The organism is Rhodococcus sp. MTM3W5.2, assembly GCF_001984015.1.
Lineage (GTDB): Bacteria > Actinomycetota > Actinomycetes > Mycobacteriales > Mycobacteriaceae > Rhodococcus_G > Rhodococcus_G oryzae.
In genome coordinates this window covers 3,979,879-3,995,879 of the sequence record NZ_CP019572.1, presented here as the reverse complement: position 1 = coordinate 3,995,879, position 16,001 = coordinate 3,979,879, and the positions used below count along the sequence as shown (strand labels likewise).

At 69.4% G+C, this 16,001-nt stretch carries 14 protein-coding genes and 2 pseudogenes; 6 read left to right on the top strand and 10 right to left on the bottom strand.

The window, feature by feature from the left end; genetic code table 11:
* Positions 1-16: 16 nt before the first annotated feature.
* The 6 genes and pseudogenes from BTZ20_RS17995 to BTZ20_RS17970 all read right to left on the bottom strand — a co-directional run bounded on the left by BTZ20_RS17995 (position 17) and on the right by BTZ20_RS17970 (position 6,720).
* Positions 17-1,263: pseudogene (locus BTZ20_RS17995) on the bottom strand (dihydrolipoamide acetyltransferase family protein).
* A 12-nt stretch (positions 1,264-1,275) separates the two neighbouring features.
* Positions 1,276-2,253 carry an alpha-ketoacid dehydrogenase subunit beta gene (locus tag BTZ20_RS17990; protein WP_077042299.1) on the bottom strand — a complete coding sequence of 326 codons (978 nt, stop codon included), beginning with the start codon at positions 2,251-2,253 and terminating at the stop codon, positions 1,276-1,278.
* Positions 2,250-3,338: a pyruvate dehydrogenase (acetyl-transferring) E1 component subunit alpha gene (pdhA, locus tag BTZ20_RS17985; protein ID WP_077042298.1), complete on the bottom strand. Its 1,089-nt coding sequence runs from the start codon at positions 3,336-3,338 to the stop codon at positions 2,250-2,252. Before pdhA ends, BTZ20_RS17990 begins: the two co-directional genes overlap by 4 nt.
* Positions 3,339-3,487: 149 nt before the next feature.
* The gene (locus BTZ20_RS17980; RefSeq protein ID WP_077042297.1) at positions 3,488-3,856 is read right to left on the bottom strand and encodes a DoxX family protein; all 369 of its coding nucleotides are present in this window, start codon (positions 3,854-3,856) and stop codon (positions 3,488-3,490) included.
* Between the two features lie 15 nt (positions 3,857-3,871).
* A pseudogene (locus BTZ20_RS17975) lies at positions 3,872-5,280 on the bottom strand (cytochrome P450).
* 54 nt (positions 5,281-5,334) lie between these two features.
* Complete coding sequence (locus BTZ20_RS17970; RefSeq protein WP_083742740.1) at positions 5,335-6,720, bottom strand: cytochrome P450; 1,386 nt, start codon at positions 6,718-6,720, stop codon at positions 5,335-5,337.
* Between the two features lie 245 nt (positions 6,721-6,965).
* Here BTZ20_RS17970 and BTZ20_RS17965 point away from each other — a divergent pair, with 245 nt between their 5' ends.
* The 3 genes from BTZ20_RS17965 to BTZ20_RS17955 all read left to right on the top strand — a co-directional run bounded on the left by BTZ20_RS17965 (position 6,966) and on the right by BTZ20_RS17955 (position 10,225).
* Positions 6,966-8,201 (top strand): acyl-CoA dehydrogenase family protein, encoded by a 1,236-nt coding sequence (locus tag BTZ20_RS17965; RefSeq protein ID WP_077042295.1) that lies wholly within the window; start codon positions 6,966-6,968, stop codon positions 8,199-8,201.
* Positions 8,202-8,241: 40 nt separating this feature from the next.
* A complete protein-coding gene (locus BTZ20_RS17960) occupies positions 8,242-9,273 on the top strand; it encodes a phosphotransferase family protein (protein WP_077042294.1) in 1,032 nt (343 codons plus the stop codon).
* A gap of 334 nt (positions 9,274-9,607) precedes the next feature.
* Complete coding sequence (locus tag BTZ20_RS17955; RefSeq protein WP_077042293.1) at positions 9,608-10,225, top strand: TetR/AcrR family transcriptional regulator; 618 nt, start codon at positions 9,608-9,610, stop codon at positions 10,223-10,225.
* 47 nt (positions 10,226-10,272) lie between these two features.
* Here BTZ20_RS17955 and BTZ20_RS17950 read toward each other — a convergent pair whose 3' ends face one another.
* Positions 10,273-10,725: an acyl-CoA thioesterase gene (locus BTZ20_RS17950; RefSeq protein WP_077042292.1), complete on the bottom strand. Its 453-nt coding sequence runs from the start codon at positions 10,723-10,725 to the stop codon at positions 10,273-10,275.
* A 15-nt stretch (positions 10,726-10,740) separates the two neighbouring features.
* The gene (locus tag BTZ20_RS17945) at positions 10,741-11,148 is read right to left on the bottom strand and encodes a helix-turn-helix transcriptional regulator (protein ID WP_077042291.1); all 408 of its coding nucleotides are present in this window, start codon (positions 11,146-11,148) and stop codon (positions 10,741-10,743) included.
* Between the two features lie 83 nt (positions 11,149-11,231).
* On the opposite strand from BTZ20_RS17945, the gene BTZ20_RS17940 reads away from it, so the two are divergent.
* On the top strand, positions 11,232-11,918 hold the full coding sequence (locus BTZ20_RS17940; protein WP_077042290.1) for an alpha/beta fold hydrolase: 687 nt from the start codon (positions 11,232-11,234) through the stop codon (positions 11,916-11,918).
* On the opposite strand, the gene BTZ20_RS17935 is transcribed toward BTZ20_RS17940, so the two are convergent.
* The gene (locus tag BTZ20_RS17935) at positions 11,893-13,143 is read right to left on the bottom strand and encodes a benzoate/H(+) symporter BenE family transporter (protein WP_083742739.1); all 1,251 of its coding nucleotides are present in this window, start codon (positions 13,141-13,143) and stop codon (positions 11,893-11,895) included. The two genes, BTZ20_RS17940 and BTZ20_RS17935, sit on opposite strands and share 26 nt — an antisense overlap.
* A gap of 67 nt (positions 13,144-13,210) precedes the next feature.
* Positions 13,211-13,651 (bottom strand): VOC family protein, encoded by a 441-nt coding sequence (locus tag BTZ20_RS17930; protein ID WP_077042289.1) that lies wholly within the window; start codon positions 13,649-13,651, stop codon positions 13,211-13,213.
* 88 nt (positions 13,652-13,739) lie between these two features.
* Here BTZ20_RS17930 and guaD point away from each other — a divergent pair, with 88 nt between their 5' ends.
* Together guaD and nagB are read left to right on the top strand one after the other, a co-directional pair.
* Complete coding sequence (guaD, locus tag BTZ20_RS17925; protein WP_077042288.1) at positions 13,740-15,122, top strand: guanine deaminase; 1,383 nt, start codon at positions 13,740-13,742, stop codon at positions 15,120-15,122.
* 57 nt (positions 15,123-15,179) lie between these two features.
* Complete coding sequence (gene nagB / locus BTZ20_RS17920) at positions 15,180-15,959, top strand: glucosamine-6-phosphate deaminase (RefSeq protein WP_077042287.1); 780 nt, start codon at positions 15,180-15,182, stop codon at positions 15,957-15,959.
* The last annotated feature ends 42 nt before the right edge of the window (positions 15,960-16,001 follow it).

Sequence of the window (16,001 nt, the reverse complement as noted above, 5' to 3'; positions counted from 1 at the left end):
CCGCCCGGCCGGGCGGTCAGAGCAGGGTGAGTGGATCGGCGAGGGTCGCGGCGATATCGGCGAGGAAGCGGGAGCCCTGTTCGCCGTCGACCAGGCGGTGATCGAAGGACAGCCCCAGGGTGGTGACCGAGCGGACGGCGAGTTCCCCGTCGACCACCCACGGCCGTGGCGCGATCGCGCCGAGGCACAGGATCGCCGCCTCGCCCGGGCTCAGGATCGGGGTTCCGGTGTCCACGCCGAACACCCCGACGTTGGTGATCGTGACGGTGCCGCCGGAGAGGTCGGCGGGCGTGCACCGGCCGGCTCGGGCGGTCTCGACGAGCTGGTGGATCGCCCGGGTCAGCTCGAGCAGGCTCATCAGGTGCGCGTCCTTCACCGACGGCACCAGCAGTCCGCGCGAGGTGGCGGTCGCGATCCCGAGATTGACGTAGTGCTTGGTGACGATCTCCTGGTGCTCCTCGTCCCAGCTCGAGTTGAGGGAGGGATGTTCGCGCAGCACCACCAGCAGGACCTTGGCCACCAGGACGAGCGGGGTCGGCTCGAGGCCGGCGAAGGCGGGACTCGCCTGCAGGCGATCGATCAGTTCCATCGACGCGCTCACGTCGACCGTAACGAACTCGGTGACGTGCGGGGCGGTGAACGCGCTCCGGGTCACCGCGTCCGCGGTCTGTCGCCGCACGCCCCGGATCGGCGTGCGGGTCTCGCGCGGCGACGTCACGTCCTGGGGCCGAGTCGTTTCTCGTGGAACATCGTGTGCGCGAACGTCCTCGGGGGTGATCGCCCCACCGAACCCCGTGCCCTGCACGTCGCTCAGGTCGATGCCGAGCTCGTGGGCCAGCCTGCGCGCGGAGGGCTTCGCGTCGGGCCGCGCGCGTTCGAGGTCCGGGGACCCGGGGGCGGGCATGGCCTTTCGCCTCCGGCTCGCGGGCGCGGCGGTCGGGCCGTACCCCACCAGCGTGGCCGGATGGTCCGCTGGTTCCGCGGCGGGCGGCGCCGCTCCGCCGGGGAGTCGCCCGCGCCGGGCTCGCCGATCCGGATCAGCGGCGCCCCGACCTCGACGATGGTGCCGGGTTCGGCGAGCAGGGCCAACACCGTCCCGGCGAAGGGGGAGGGCAACTCCACCAACGCCTTTGCCGTCTCCACCTCCGCGATCACCTGATCGAGTTCGACGATGTCACCCACCGCGACCGACCACCGGACCAGTTCCGCGTCCGTCAGGCCCTCGCCGAGGTCGGGCAGCCGGAACTCGTTCGCTGGGTGCACGGGAATGTCCCTTCAGGCGGCGAGCGTCTGGTCGACCGCGTCGAGGATGCGGTCCGGGTCGGGGAGGTAGTACCGCTCCAATCTGGCGGGCGGGTAGGGCGTCGCGAACCCGCCGACCCGGGCGACCGGCGCCTCGAGTTGGTAGAAGCACCGTTCCGTGATCCGGGCGGCGATCTCCGACCCGAGACCGAGGAACACTGGGGCCTCGTGCGCGACGACCAGGCGCCCGGTCTTGCGGACGGAGGCCTCGATGGTGTCGAAGTCGATCGGGGAGAGCGAGCGCAGATCGATCACCTCGATCGAATGCCCCTCCTGCCGGGCGATCTCGGCCGCCGACAGCGCGGTGGCCACCATCGCCCCGTACGCGACAAGGGTGACGTCCGTGCCGGGGGCCGCGACCCGGGCCCGGTGCAGGTCGAGGGCAGCGGGTGCGTCGAGGTCCACCTCGCCCTTGTCCCAGTACCGGCGCTTGGGTTCGAAGAACACCACCGGATCGTCCGCGGCGATGGCCTGCATGATCATGTGGAAGGCGTCGTCAGGGGTGGACGGGGCGACCACGCGGAGGCCGGGCGTGTGCGCGAAATGCGCCTCCGGGGACTCCGAATGATGTTCCACCGCACCGATTCCGCCGCCGAACGGCACCCGGATCGTCAGCGGCGCCCGCACCCGGCCCCCGGTGCGGAAGTGGATCCTGGCGACCTGGGACACGATCTGGTCGAAGGCAGGGTAGACGAACCCGTCGAACTGGATCTCGCACACCGGCCGGTAGCCGCGCAGCGCCATCCCGAACGCGGTCCCGATGATGCCGGATTCGGCGAGCGGGGTGTCGATCACGCGGGCGGCGCCGAAGTCCTTCTGCAGCGTGTCGGTGACCCGGAAGACGCCGCCGAGCTTGCCGATGTCCTCGCCCATCAGCAGCACCTTCGGGTCGCGTTCGAGGGCCCTGCGCAGCCCGGCGTTCAGCGCGGCGCCCAGCGCCATCGTGGTCATGACCGCGCCTCCTCGAGAGTGTCCAGGTACGCCGAGAACCGCGTCCGTTCCTCGTCGATCAGCGGATGCGGGTCGGAGTACACGTGATCGAACACCGTCAGCGGAGCCGGGTCGGGCAGGGCGAGGGCGCCCGCCCGCAGGTCCCCGGCCGCCGCGGCGGCCTTGGCGTCGACCCCGCGGGTGAACTCCTCGTCCATCGCGCCCTCGCGCAGCAGCAGCCGGCGGAGCCGGTCGATGGGATCGCGGGCGCGCCAGTGCTCGATCTCGGCGCCGGTCCGGTAGCGGGTCGGGTCGTCGGAGGTGGTGTGCGGGCCCATCCGGTAGGTGATGGCCTCGATGAAGGTCGGCCCGCCGCCCTCACGCGCGCGCCGCACGGCCGTCCGCGTCACCGCGAGGACGGCGAGGACGTCGTTGCCGTCGACCGCGATGCCAGGGATCCCGAAACCGCGGGGCCGGGCCACGAGCGGGAACGGGCTCTGCAGCTGCACCGGTTCGCTGATCGCCCAGTGATTGTTCTGGCAGAAGAAGACCACGCCCGCGCCCCAGCTCGCGGCGAACCCGAGCGCCTCGGACAGGTCGCCCTGGCTGGTGGCGCCGTCGCCGAAGTACGCCATGACCGCGATCTCGGCGCCGTCCATGTGGGCGGCCATCGCATAGCCGGTGGCGTGCAACCCCTGCGAGCCGACGACGATGGCCGGATTGGTCAGGTTGAACTCGGCGGGATCCCAGTTCGACAGCGCCACGCCCCGCCACAGCGGGGGCCACTGCGCGGGCGGCACGCCGCGGCAGTACGCGAGTCCGTGTTCGCGGTAGCTGGTGAAGACGTAGTCGTCCGGTTCGAGGGTGCGTGCGGATCCGATCTGGGACGCCTCCTGACCGAGGCTCGGCGCCCAGATCCCCAGCTGTCCCTGGCGCTGCAGGGCGGTGGCCTCCGCGTCGACGCGGCGCAGCACCACCATGTCCTCGTAAAGGCCGCGCAGCTCCGCCGGGCCGATGTCGGTGACCTCGCCCGCGTAGCCGGCTCCGTGTACCCGGGCCCCGTCGGGCTGGATGAGTTGGACCGGGTAGTCGATTTTCTCGGACACCGGACCCTCCTCGCTGCTGTGCCGGGGCGGTCCTCGTGAGACCTCGGCGGCGCTCGATGTGTCCTTACTTCTCAGCATCCACCTTTGGGAGCGGGGCGCAAGTGAGCCGGTCGTCGAGCCGCTGACACCGTTCTGACCTGCAGATACGATCAGTTCGTCACGAGCAGCGTTGCGATCACGATCACCGAGAGATTCGCCAGTGCGAACGCCGTCCATGCGTCGTTTCCGGAGTCCGGGTTGCCGAAGTCGCCATACCTGATGTGAAAGGCGACCGCGGACCCGAACAGCACGAGCAGACCCACGGCCGCGGCTATCCCGACCGGCCACCAGTACAGGCCCACCATCAGCCCCGCCGCGCCCGCGAGCTCCGCCGCGCCGATGAAGCGGACCCGCGCGGCGCTCAGCCCGCGCCTGCGCAGCGCTATCCAGGCAGGCCCCCGCAGCATCACCTTGGGCACCCCCGCGCCGAGCGCGGCGACGGCGAGGAGGACGGTGCAGACGATGGTGAGGATCTCCATGGGTGTCCTTCGCTGTCAGCGTCGGTGCAGGCGCAGCCGGAATCCCTCCGGCTTGAGGGTGAGCAGCTCGGTGACGTCCAGCTCGTAGTCCGGTTCGGGCTCGAGGTCGTAGCGGTGCAGCAGCAGCGCCAGGGCCATCACGATCTCGTGGATCGCGAACTGCCTGCCGATGCAGGAGCGGATCCCGGTGCCGAACGGCTTGTAGACGTGGCCCGGGCGTGTGCGGACGTTCGCGGGCAGGAAACGGTCCGGGTCGAAGGCGTCCGGGTCGTCGCCCCAGACGGGGTCCCGGTGCAGCTGCGGCAACAGCACGAACGCGGCGTCACCCGCCTTCATCGGGTAGCGGCCGCCCAGCACGGTGTCCTCGCGGGCCTCGCGCATGTAGCCGGGCGCGGTCGGCCACAGGCGCAGCGTCTCGTCGAGGACGCGCCGCACGTAGCGCAGCTTCGGGATCTGCTCGAACGCCGGATCGGGGTCGGTGCCCTGCGGCCACATCGAGTAGATCTCGGCGCGCGCCCGCTCGGCGATCTCCGGGTTGTTCGCCAGGTAGTAGAGCGCGAACGACAGGGCGCCCGAGGAGGTCTCGTGACCGGCAATGAGGAAGGTGATCACCTGGTCGCGGACGTTCTCGTCGTCGAGACGCTCACCGGATTCGGGATCCTCGGCGGACAGCATCAGGCCGAGCAGGTCGTCGCGGTGCTCCTCGGGGTTCGCGCGGCGCGAGCGGATCACCTCGTCGACCACCTCGGCCATGTAGGCCAGGTCGGCCTGGTTCCTGCGGATCGCCTTGCGCTTGATCGCCCGGTCCAGGATCGGGATCGGGATGGTGAACGAGGCCTTCTGCGCGAACCGGAGTGAGCGGATCATCGCCCCGACGAACGGGTCCTGCTCGGCGCGGTCGAAGGAGCCGAACTCGTATCCGAAGCCGGTACGGCCGATCGTCTCGAGCGTCACCTTGGTCATGTCAGGGGTTACCTCGACCGGGGCGGAGTCGCAGCGCTCGTCCCAGTGCACGATCAGCTCGCGCACGGTGTCGAGCATGGTCTGGTGGTAGCTGCGCATCGCGGACTGGGTGAAGGCGGGCATCAGGATGTTGTGGGCCTTCGACCAGTTCGGTTCGGAGTTGTAGGCGGTGAACAGCCCGTCATTCCCGATCGGCCGCAGGTTCCGCAGCGCGACGCCGACGTGCTTCTGGAACCGGCTCTCGTCATTGAGTTCGGTGGCCAGGTCCGCGCCGGAGACGAAGGTGAACACATAGTTGAAGATCTTGCGCTGGTAGATCGGGCCGAGACGCTGCGCGCAGGCCATCGCGTTCTGCGTCGGCTTGGTGACATCGACGTCGAGCAGGTCCCGAGCACGGGGATCCGGCGCGGCGGGTGGGGCATCGACGGACGATCGACCGTGAGAACTGCCATGGGCTCCATCTTGGCGTGCCTGCGCGCGTGTGGGCGGCGGAACACGCCCAACGCCGCGGTTCGTCAGCGTCGCCTCAGACCCAGCCGCAGGCCGACGGGCTTGAGCGTGAACTCCTCCGCCACCTCCAACCGATAGCCCGGCACGGGATCGAGCTCGTAGCGGTGCAGGATCAGCGCCAGCGCCAGCGTGGACTCGTGCAGGGCCAGCTGGCGTCCGATGCACGAGCGCATGCCCGTGCCGAAGGGCTTGTAGATGCCGGTCGGGCGGGTGCGGGCGCGCTCCGGGAGGAACCGGTCCGGATCGAACGCCAGCGGGTTCGGGCCCCACACCGGGTCCCGCTGCACCCGCAGGGTCAGCGCGAGCAGGGCCTGGCCCTTCCGGACGACGTGACCGCCGAGGGTGGTGTCCTGTTTCGGTTCCCGGAAGTAGCCGGGGGCGATCGGCCACAGGCGCAGCGTCTCGTCGACGACCCTGCGCACGTACTTGAGCTTGTGGATGTCGGCGAACACCGGGTCCGGCTCCGTGCCCGCCTGCCACAGCGAGGAGACCTCGGCACGGGCCCGATCCGCGATCTCGGGGTGGGTCGCGAGCAGATGCAGCGCGAACGAGAGTGTGCCGGAAGTGGTCTCGTGGCCGGCGCTGAGGAAGCTGATCACCTGGTTGCGGATGTTCTCGTCCTCGAGACGCTGCCCGCTCTCGGGGTCCGCGGTGCCGAGCATCAGCGCCAGCAGATCGTCGGGCTGACCGTCCGGGTGACGGCGGCGCTCGCGGATGATGTCGTCGACCACGTGCCTGATGTAGTCGACATCGCGGGCGTTCTGCCTGATGTCCTTGCCGTGGACCGCGTTCTCCAGCCAGTGCACCGGGATGCGGAACCCGGCGCGCCCGATGTAGGCGAACATGCGCGCCACCGCGACGGCGAAGGGGTCGGGCTCGCTGCGCGTGAACGAATCGAAGTGATAGCCGAAGCCGATGCGGCCGATCGTCTCGAGCGTCAGCTTGCTCGTGTCGGTGTGCACGTCGACGGTCGTGTCCCCGTCGGCCAGGGTGTCCCAGTGGGCGAGGAACTCGCCGACGGTCTCGAGCATGATGTCGTGATAGTTGCGCATCGCGGAGAGCGTGAAGGCGGGCATCAGGATGTTGTGCGCTCGCGCCCAGTTGGGTTCGTCGCTGTACGCGGTGGGCAGCGCGTCGCCGAGGAACTCGCGGGAGGCCGCGAAGGCGAAGCCGACGTGCTTGCCGAACCGCTTCTCGTCACCGAGTTCCGCGTACGCCGCGGGCCCCGAGACGACCGTGAGGTGCCGGCCCCAGATCTTGGTCTCGTAGATCGGGCCGAGGAACCCGGCGAGTTCGGCCAGCCGCTGGGCGGGACGGGCGGCATCGGCTGAGAGCACGTCGCCCAGCACCGGGAGCCGGTGCGGTGGGTGCGGCAGCGTGTCGGTGGTCATCGCGGGAAGCGGACGAGCCATGATTGATTCTCGCGCACTTCGGGCGTGTTTGTCGCCCCTCGGCGCTCGCCCCTGGTCACGTTTGGTGGTCTGGCGAAACCAATTCGGCCCCGATTTGTTGCGGCTCGGCGGCGATATCCGCGTCCGCAGGTGGTAACGGCATCCGCGAACTAGCATCGCTGCTTGGGTAATTCCGCCGCGGTCGCGGCCGTCACGGGCACGCTGATCCAGGGAGAGGGAAGCAGATGGATTTCGCACCCACCGAACGCTGTCAGGAGTACCGCGACAAGCTCCTGGCCTTCATGGACGAGCGGATCTACCCGGCCGAAGCGGTGTATGAGCAGCAGATGCGCGAGTCGGCGGACCCGCACTTCCAGCCGCCGATCATCGAGGAACTCAAGGTCGAGGCGCGGTCACGGGGGTTGTGGAACCTCTTTCACCCGCATCCTGGGTACGGGCCGGCGCTGACCAACTCGGAGTACGCCCCGCTGGCGGAGATCATGGGACGGAGCCACCTGGCGTCGGAGGCGTGCAACTGCTCGGCGCCGGACACCGGGAACATGGAGGTGCTCACGCTGTTCGGCACCGAGGAGCACAAACAGCGCTGGCTGCGCCCGCTGCTGGAGGGCACCATCCGCTCCGCGTTCGCCATGACCGAGCCCGACGTCGCCAGTTCGGACGCGACCAATATCCAGATGACCATGGTCCGCGACGGCGACGACTGGGTGCTCAACGGGCGCAAGTGGTGGACCTCGAATGCGTTGCACGCCAACTGCCGGGTGCTGATCGTGATGGGCAAGACCGATCCCGACGGGCCTGTCTACAGCCAGCAGTCGATGATGGTTGTACCGATCGACGCCCCCGGGATCACGGTGGTGCGAGGGCTGCCGGTGTTCGGCTACCAGGACCGCGAGGGGCACGCCGAGGTGCTGTTCGAGAACGTCCGCGTCCCCGATGCGGACGTGTTGGCCGGTGCCGGTGCGGGTTTCATGATCAGCCAGGCCAGGCTCGGCCCGGGGCGCATCCACCACTGCATGCGCGCGGTCGGGATGGCGGAGCGGGCGCTGGAGCTGATGTGTCTGCGGGCGTCGACCCGGGTCACCTTCGGTCGTCCGCTGAGCGCGCGCGCCAACATCCAGGACTGGATCGCCGAGGCGCGCATCGAGATCGAGATGGCCCGGTTGCTGACCCTCAAGGCAGCCTGGCTGATGGACACGGTCGGCAACAAGGAGGCGCGCACCGAGATCGCCGCCATCAAGGTGGCCGCCCCGCAGATGGCGCTCAAGATCGTCGACCGCGCGATCCAGGTGCACGGCGGCGGCGGGGTGTCCGACGACTTCCCGCTGGCGATGATGTACGCGCACCTGCGCGCGCTGCGGCTCGCCGACGGCCCCGACGAGGTGCACAAACGGACCATCGCACGTCAGGAGCTGCAGCCATATCGACTCGCAGCCCAAGAGGCCGTGGCAGCCGCGAAATGACATACACCGCATCACAGTCCGTGACAGGAAAGGGAACCCGATGAGCAACGCCGTAGGACTCGACGAAGAGGCGGTGTCGAACTGGATCGCCGACATGGGGGTCGGTGCCGTCGCGCCGCTCGAGTTCAAGCGGATCGGCAACGGCCAGTCGAACCTGACCTACCTGGTGTCCGACTCGGGTGGTGGCCAGTGGGTGTTGCGTAGGCCGCCGCTGGGGCACTTGTTGGCGTCCGCACACGACGTGGCCAGGGAGTACCGGATCCTGTCCGCCCTGCAGGGGACCGGGGTGCCGGTGCCGAAGGTGCTGGCGCTGACCGAGGATCCGGCGATCACCGACGCACCGCTGATGCTGATGAACTTCGTCGACGGTGTGGTGATCGACAGCATCGGGGTGGCAAAGGAGCTGACGCCCGAACGTCGACGGGCCACCGGGCTGTCGATGCCGAAGGCGCTGGCCAGCATTCACGCGGTCGATCTCGAGCTGGCCGGCCTCGACGATCTCGCGAGCCACTCGCCGTACGCGGAGCGTCAGCTCAGGCGCTGGTCGGGGCAGTGGGAGAAGTCGAAGACCCGCGACATCCCGGCGGTCGAGGAGCTGGCGGCGCTGCTCACCCGGTCCATCCCCGCGCAGACCGAGCTGACGCTGGTGCACGGCGACTTCCACCTGAGCAACGTGATCACCGCGCGCGACGACGGCAGGGTGGTCGCCGTCGTGGACTGGGAACTGTGCACGCTCGGTGATCCGCTCGCGGATGTCGGTGCGCTGCTGGCGTATTGGGCGCAGGCGGAGGACGAGGTGCCCGGTCCCTTCGCGGCGTCGACGCTGGAGGGCTTCCCGACAAGGGAGGAGCTGACGAAGGCCTACATGCAGGAGACCGGCAGGGATCCGGCCGCGCTCGGGTTCTGGCACGCGCTCGCCCTGTGGAAGATCTCGATCATCGCCGAGGGGGTGCTGCGGCGGACGATGGAGGATCCGCGGAACACGGCCGCCGTGGGAGCGCCGTCGACGAAGTTGATCGACGACATCGTGGCCCAGGCGATGGACATCGCGCGCAAGGCCGGCCTCCGGTAGCTAATCGTATGCAAATCGTGACCAAAAGAATCTTGTAAAAGAAACCGTCAATCCGCTAGACGGATCTGGGATCGGCGTGCACACTTCTTTGTGAGCCGGAACACGGTGGCAAAAATCACACTGAAGGGAACAACATGGACAACATTCTGAGCCAGCTGATCTCGGTGCTCGGCGGCCTCACGGGCGGTCTCACGTCGGGCTCGTCGAAGCCCTCGACCACGACGCCCTCGACCACGACGTGAATACTCGGACCTGATCGAATGCCCCGCTTCCCGAGAGCGGGGCGTTCGGCGTTTCCGGGGCGTCGATATCGGGGCGACTACGCTTCACCGCCATGGCCACCACTGACTCCGCGGAACGCTCGGGCAAGTTGTCGCGTGCGCGGATCCTCGAGATCGCCTTGGAGCACTTCGCGGTTCACGGCTATCGGGGCAGTTCCGTGGCGAAGATCGCGGCCGAGGCCGGGATCTCCCAGCCCGGACTGCTGCACCATTTCCCCAACAAGGCGGCGCTCCTCATGGCGGTGCTCGCCGAGCGGGATGTGCAGGATCTGCACGCGACGGGCACGGATCCCGAGACCCTGTCCGAGATGGACTTCGCCGAGCTGATCGCCTTCCTCATTCGGATAGTGCGCCACAACGTCCAGAATCGCGAGCTCGTTCAGCTCGCGCACCTGACGGCCGCCGAGGCGACGGGATCCGAGCATCCCGCCCGCGAGTGGGTCACCGGTAGACAGAAGTTCCTGCAATCGCTGGTCGAATCGTCACTCCGCCGCAGTATCGAGGCGGGCTCGGTGCGCCGCGACGTCGACCCGCGGATGACCACCCTGGTGCTGGTCGCCGCGGTGGAGGGGCTGGAAAACCAGTGGCTGGTCGACGACGAGGTGGACATGGTCGGGTCCTTCGTCCACTTCGCCGAACAGCTGCAACGAGCGGTCGCGCCGACCGGCTGATCGTTCCGTCGGCGGGCGCGTGACCCCGAGCGGGGGAGTTTCCCGGCTCAGGACGGCGGGGTCAACTGGTTCACCGCGTTGCGGATCTCCTCGGGAATGGCCACCGGGCGCCGGGTCTGCGCGTCGATGTAGACGTGCACGAAGCGTCCCGTCGCGGCGAGATCGAGCGCGCCGCGCTCGCCGACCCGGAAGATCGCCAGCGCATAGACGATGCTGCGCGCGCCGAGCCGGGCCACCGACAGGCCGACCTGCAGCTGGTCCGGGAAGCTCAGTTCGCTGTGATACCTGCAGGAGGTCTCGGCGACAACGCCGATCGCGGGCAGGTCGCGGATGTCGACGCCGACTGCCGACATCAGCCAGCCGTTCACCGCGGTGTCGAAGTACGAGTAGTAGGTGACGTTGTTGACGTGGCCGTAGTGGTCGTTGTCCGCCCAGCGGGTGGGTACCGGCCACAGCACGGGGTAGTCGGCGGCGGTGGGTTCGGATTGGGCGGAGGTCATGGTGGCGACCTTAGATCAGGCGTGTCGGGACAGCCCCCTCGGTGGTGGCGTCGTATGGATCAGCGAATCGACGAGCTTGGCCATCGCCGAACCGGCGGCATCGGTGGCGGTGGGCCCGAGCGCGACCAGCGAGACGATGAGGGCCGCGGCCTCGCCGGGCGTGAGCGTGATCGGGTCGACGTGCCGCCTGGCGTCGATGGCGTACCCGCCGCCCGGCCCGTTGCGGACCTCGATCGGGATACCGGCCTCGCGCATACGGGCGATGTCGCGCTCGACGGTTCGTGGGGTGACGCGGACGGTGTCGGCCAGCGCGCGGGCCGTCGTGAACTCCGGCGACCGGGCGCGCAGGCACTCGATCACCGCGTGCTGGCGTTCGATGCGCCGCAGCGTCAAGTGCGGGTCGGTGGACTTCGAGAAGGCCATGGCGACAAGGTTATAGAAGCCGACACCTGCTTGTCGGGCTCTCTGTCTACTGTTGCGTTCACCCTCACATTCAAGGAGTGCGCATGAACACCGAACCGAAGTCGACACCGATCGTTTTCCTCAGCGGCGCAGGACTTCCGGCCTGGACCTGGGACGAGGTGCGGGCCTCGTTGCCCGTCGACTCGGTCGTCGCGTCATACCCGAAGCGCGCGGATGCGACGCTGCGGGACTACGCGGAGGCGGTGCTGGCGCAGGCGCCCGACGGTGAGTTCACCGTGGTGGCGCATTCGATCGGTGGGGTGGTGGCGAGCGAGGTCGCGGCCCTCGCCCCCGAGCGCGTCGGCGGGCTGCTCGCTGTCGCGGCCTCGGTGCCGTCAGCGGGCCGGTCGTTCCTGGGTGCGCTGCCCGCGCCACAGCGGTACATCGTCGGGCTGATCATGCGGGTCGCGGGTACCAGGCCGCCGGAGAAGGCGATCCGCTCGGGCCTGTGCGCGGGTCTCGGCGAGGACGACATCGCGCGCGTCGTGGCGGACTTCGCGCCGGAATCGCAGCGCCTCTACCGGGATCGCGTCTCGCCGCGGACCCTGCCCGCGCGCACCGGCTATGTCGTGACGACGGCGGACAAGGAGTTCCCGGCGGCGCTGCAGGGCCGGTACGCCGACGAGCTCGGAACGCGGTGGCGGCGCGAGATGGCCACAGGCCACCTGCCGATGCTGCAGGACCCGGCGTCGCTGGGTCAGATCCTCAAGGAGTTCGCGGCCGGGGCCTGACGCCGCGCACCACCAGCCGGAAGACCAGCCCGGCGACGAGGGCCCAGAAGGCCGACCCGATGCCGAGGATGCCGACGCCCGACGCGGCGATCAGGAAGGTGAGCACCGCCGCCTCCCTGTCGGATTCGTCGGCCACCGCCGCCGCCAGCGAGCCGCCGAGCGTCGCAAGCAGTGCCAGGCCCGCGACGGCCTCGACCACGCCCTGCGGCGCCGCGACGACCAGCGCCGCGAGCGCCGCCGAGCACAGCGCGAGCACCAGGTAGGAGCAGCCCGCGGTGAAGGCGGCCACCCAGCGCCGCTTCGGGTCCGGGTGCGCGGAGGGGGCGGCGGCCAGGGCGGCGCTGATGGCGGCCAGGTTGATCGCGTGGCCGCCGGCGGGTGCGCCGATCACGGTGCCGATGCCGGTGACGGTCATCGCCGACTTCCACGGCACCCGGTACCCGAAGGACGACATCACCGCGGTTCCTGGGATGTTCTGCGAGGCCATCGTCACGATGTAGAGCGGGACCGCGATGCCGACCAGCGCCTGCCACGTCCAGTGCGGGGCGGTGAGGTCGAGGGTCGGTGCGAGCGCGGAGGTGTCCAGGGAGCCGTCGCCGAACGCGATGCTGATCGCGATCACCGCGGCGGCCGCGGCGAAGGCCGCGGGCACGGCCCAGCGCCGGGAGAACCGCAGCAGGACCAGCCAGACGAGAACGACAGGGGCGACCGCGGCGGGGGAGTCGCGGAAGGCGGTGACCGGGGCGAGGCAGAGCGGGAGCAGCACCCCGGCGAGCATGGCCTGGGCGAGCGCGGTGGGAATCGACGCGATCAGCCGGCCGAGCCGGGGCCACAGGCCGGTGAGCGTGACCGCGAGGCCGACGACGATGAAGGCGCCCACCGCCGCGGGCCATCCGCCGACCACCAGTCCGGTTCCGGCCAGCAGCGCGGCGCCGGGGGTGGACCAGGCCAGGGTGATCGGCATCCGGTAGTGGCGGGAGAGCCAAAGCATGCCGATCGCCTGGGTGACGCACAGCGCCATCAGGCCGGATGCGGCCTCGGTGGGACTCGCACCGACGGCGCGTAGGCCGGTGAGGACCACGGCGAAGGAGCTGGTGAAGCCGACGAGGGCGGTGACCACGCCCGCGCTGATCGGGTGCGAGAGGCCCGGCTCGCGCGCGACCGCGGGCTCCGTCTGTTCGGCTCCCGTCGGATCGGGCTCGAGGGTTCGTGACACGACCGCCATCTTGCCGCAGCCCCTGTCGCGGTCGGTCGTGGCGCCCCCGCCGCGGCTAGGGGCGGACCTTCTTGCGTCAGCCGATCTGCTCGAACAGCGACACGATGATCCCTTCGGGCCCACGCACGTAGGCCATCCGCACGCTGTTCTGGTACTCGCCGATGCCGCCGATGAGCCCGAACCCGTCCGCAGCCACCGCGTCGACGGCCGCCTGGAGGTCGCCGACCTCGAAGGACACGTTGCGCAGCCCGAGCTCGTTGGCCATCGCCGTCGGCGATCCGGGCACGTGGTCGGGGGTGACGAAGGCCGCGAGCTCCAGCCGGGACCCTCCGCCTGGCGGCCGCAGCATTGCGATCTCACAGTGCGCGCCTGGGATGCCGCAGACGGTCTCCACGAACTCGCCCTCCACGGATCCGGTGCCCTCCACCTCGAGACCCAGTCCGACGAAGAACGCCGTTGCCGAGTCGAGGTCCGCGACGGTGATGCCGATGTGGTCGAAACGCTTGACGTGTGCCATGGGATCCATCCTCCAACTGTTGTCTTGCCGTTGGAGCGAGCAACGGCCGATCATTGACTCGGGTGTCACGCGATGACACGGTTGCGCGGTGACCGTGTTCGGGATCCGGGCCTCGTTCCTCGACTTCATCGACGATCCGTGGCGGCATGTCGGACGGGAAAGTGACGCGGCGCGGTTCCACGCGGATGGGCTGTTGGTCGTCGAGGACGGCCGGATCATCGACTTCGGCGCGCATGACGAGGTCGCCGCGCGGCACGCGGGGCTGGCCGTCACGACCATCAGCGACCGGCTGGTGTTACCCGGCTTCATCGACGGCCACGTGCATTTTCCGCAGACCCGGGTCATCGGCGCGTTCGGCGAGCATCTGCTGCCCTGGCTGGAGAAGTGGGTGTTCCCGGAGGAGATCAAGTTCTCCGACCGCGCCTACGCACGTGAGGCGGCGGGGCGCTTCTTCGACAGTCTGGTGGCCTCGGGCACGACCACCTGCCAGGCCTTCACCACCACCGCCTCGGCCGCGACAGAGGAGCTGTTCGACGAGGCCGCGCGGCGCAACATGCGGCTGATCGCCGGCCTGACCGGCATCGATCGCCTGGCGCCGGATGGCTATTCCCTCAGCGCCGAGAACTTCTATCGCGACAGCAAGCGGTTGATCGAGCGCTACCACCGGCAAGGGCGCGGTCTGTACGCAATCACGCCGCGTAACGCGCACGTCTGCACGCCCGACACGATGGCCGCCGCTGAGCGCCTGAAGCGCGAACATCCGGACTGCTGGGTCAACACGCACCTGGCGGAGACGACCGGTGAATGCGAGGACATGCGCGAGCTGTATCCGGACAGCGCCGACTACGTCGCGGTCTACGAGAAGTATGGGCTCGTCGGGCCGAAGTTCTCGGGTGGCCACGGCGTGTGGCTGTCCGACGACGAGTTCGGCCGCCTCGCGGCCAGCGGCGGGGCGGTCACCTTCTGCCCGTGCTCGAATCTGTTCCTCGGCAGCGGCCTGTTCCGCCTCGGCCGCGCCACCGACCCGGCACACCGCGTCAGGCTGTCGTTCGGCAGTGACATCGGCGGCGGCAACCGCTTGTCCATGCTCAACGTGTTGGATGAGGCCTACAAAGTCGGAATGATGAACAACGGCAAGCTCGATGATCCTGCCGAGGCCGAGCGCAACAAGCTCTCGGCCTATCGCGGCTTCTGGTCGATCACGCTTGGCGGCGCCGAAGGACTTTACATAGACGATCTGGTCGGCAACTTCGCCCCCGGCAAGGAAGCCGATTTCGTCGTGCTCGACTGCAATGCCGGGCCGCCTGCGCTGCGCTGGCGGCAGTCCCTGATCGCCGAGGACGGTACGCCGCCGACACTCGAGCAGGCGGCGGACCTGCTGTTCGGCCTGATGGTGGTGGGCGATGACCGCGCGATCGAGCAGACGTGGGCGATGGGCAGGCAGGTCTATCTGCGGCCTGGCTCCACCTGACCCCCGTGATCGAGCCGACCCGCCGGCGGTGGCCGTCGTCGGTAGGGTGGAAGTGACATGGAGATCGTGATCCGGTCCACGCCAGACGAAGTCGCCTCGACCGTCGCCGACATCGTCGAGCACTCCGTGCGCCGAGGCCCGACGACGCTTGGCCTTGCGACCGGGTCGTCACCGCTCGGCAGCTACCGCGAGCTGATCCGGCGGCACCACGACGACGGGTTGGACTTCTCGTCCGCCCGGGTGTTCCTGCTCGACGAGTACGTCGGCCTCCCGAAAAGCCATGAACAGTCCTACTTTTCCGTGATCAGGTCCGAATTCGTCGATCGGGTGGACCTCGACCCCGAACGGGTGCACGGCCTCGACGGACAGGCACCGGACCTGGCCGCGGAGGCCGCCCGCTACGACGCCGCCATCGCCGCGGCAGGCGGCATCGACGTACAGCTGCTCGGGATCGGCACCGACGGACACATCGGCTTCAACGAGCCCGGGTCGTCGTTGACGTCACGTACCCGCATCAAGACGCTGACCGAGCAGACCCGCCTCGACAACGCCCGCTTCTTCGGCAGCGTCGACGATGTCCCGCTCCACGTGCTGACCCAGGGCCTCGGCACCATCGGCGAGGCCCGGCACCTGGTGCTGGTCGCGGTCGGGGCGGGCAAGGCGGACGCCATCGCCGCGGCGGTGGAGGGTCCGCTCACCGCGTTCTGCCCGGCGTCGGTGCTGCAACTGCACCGGCACGCGACCGTGGTCGTGGACGAGGCGGCCGCGGACCGACTCGCGTTGGCCGATTATTACCGGTACGCGCTGCGGCACAAGCCGACCTGGCAGCAGTTCTGACAGGGCGGTGCTTCGGTGAAACGAGGGGTGGGACCGGTCGGT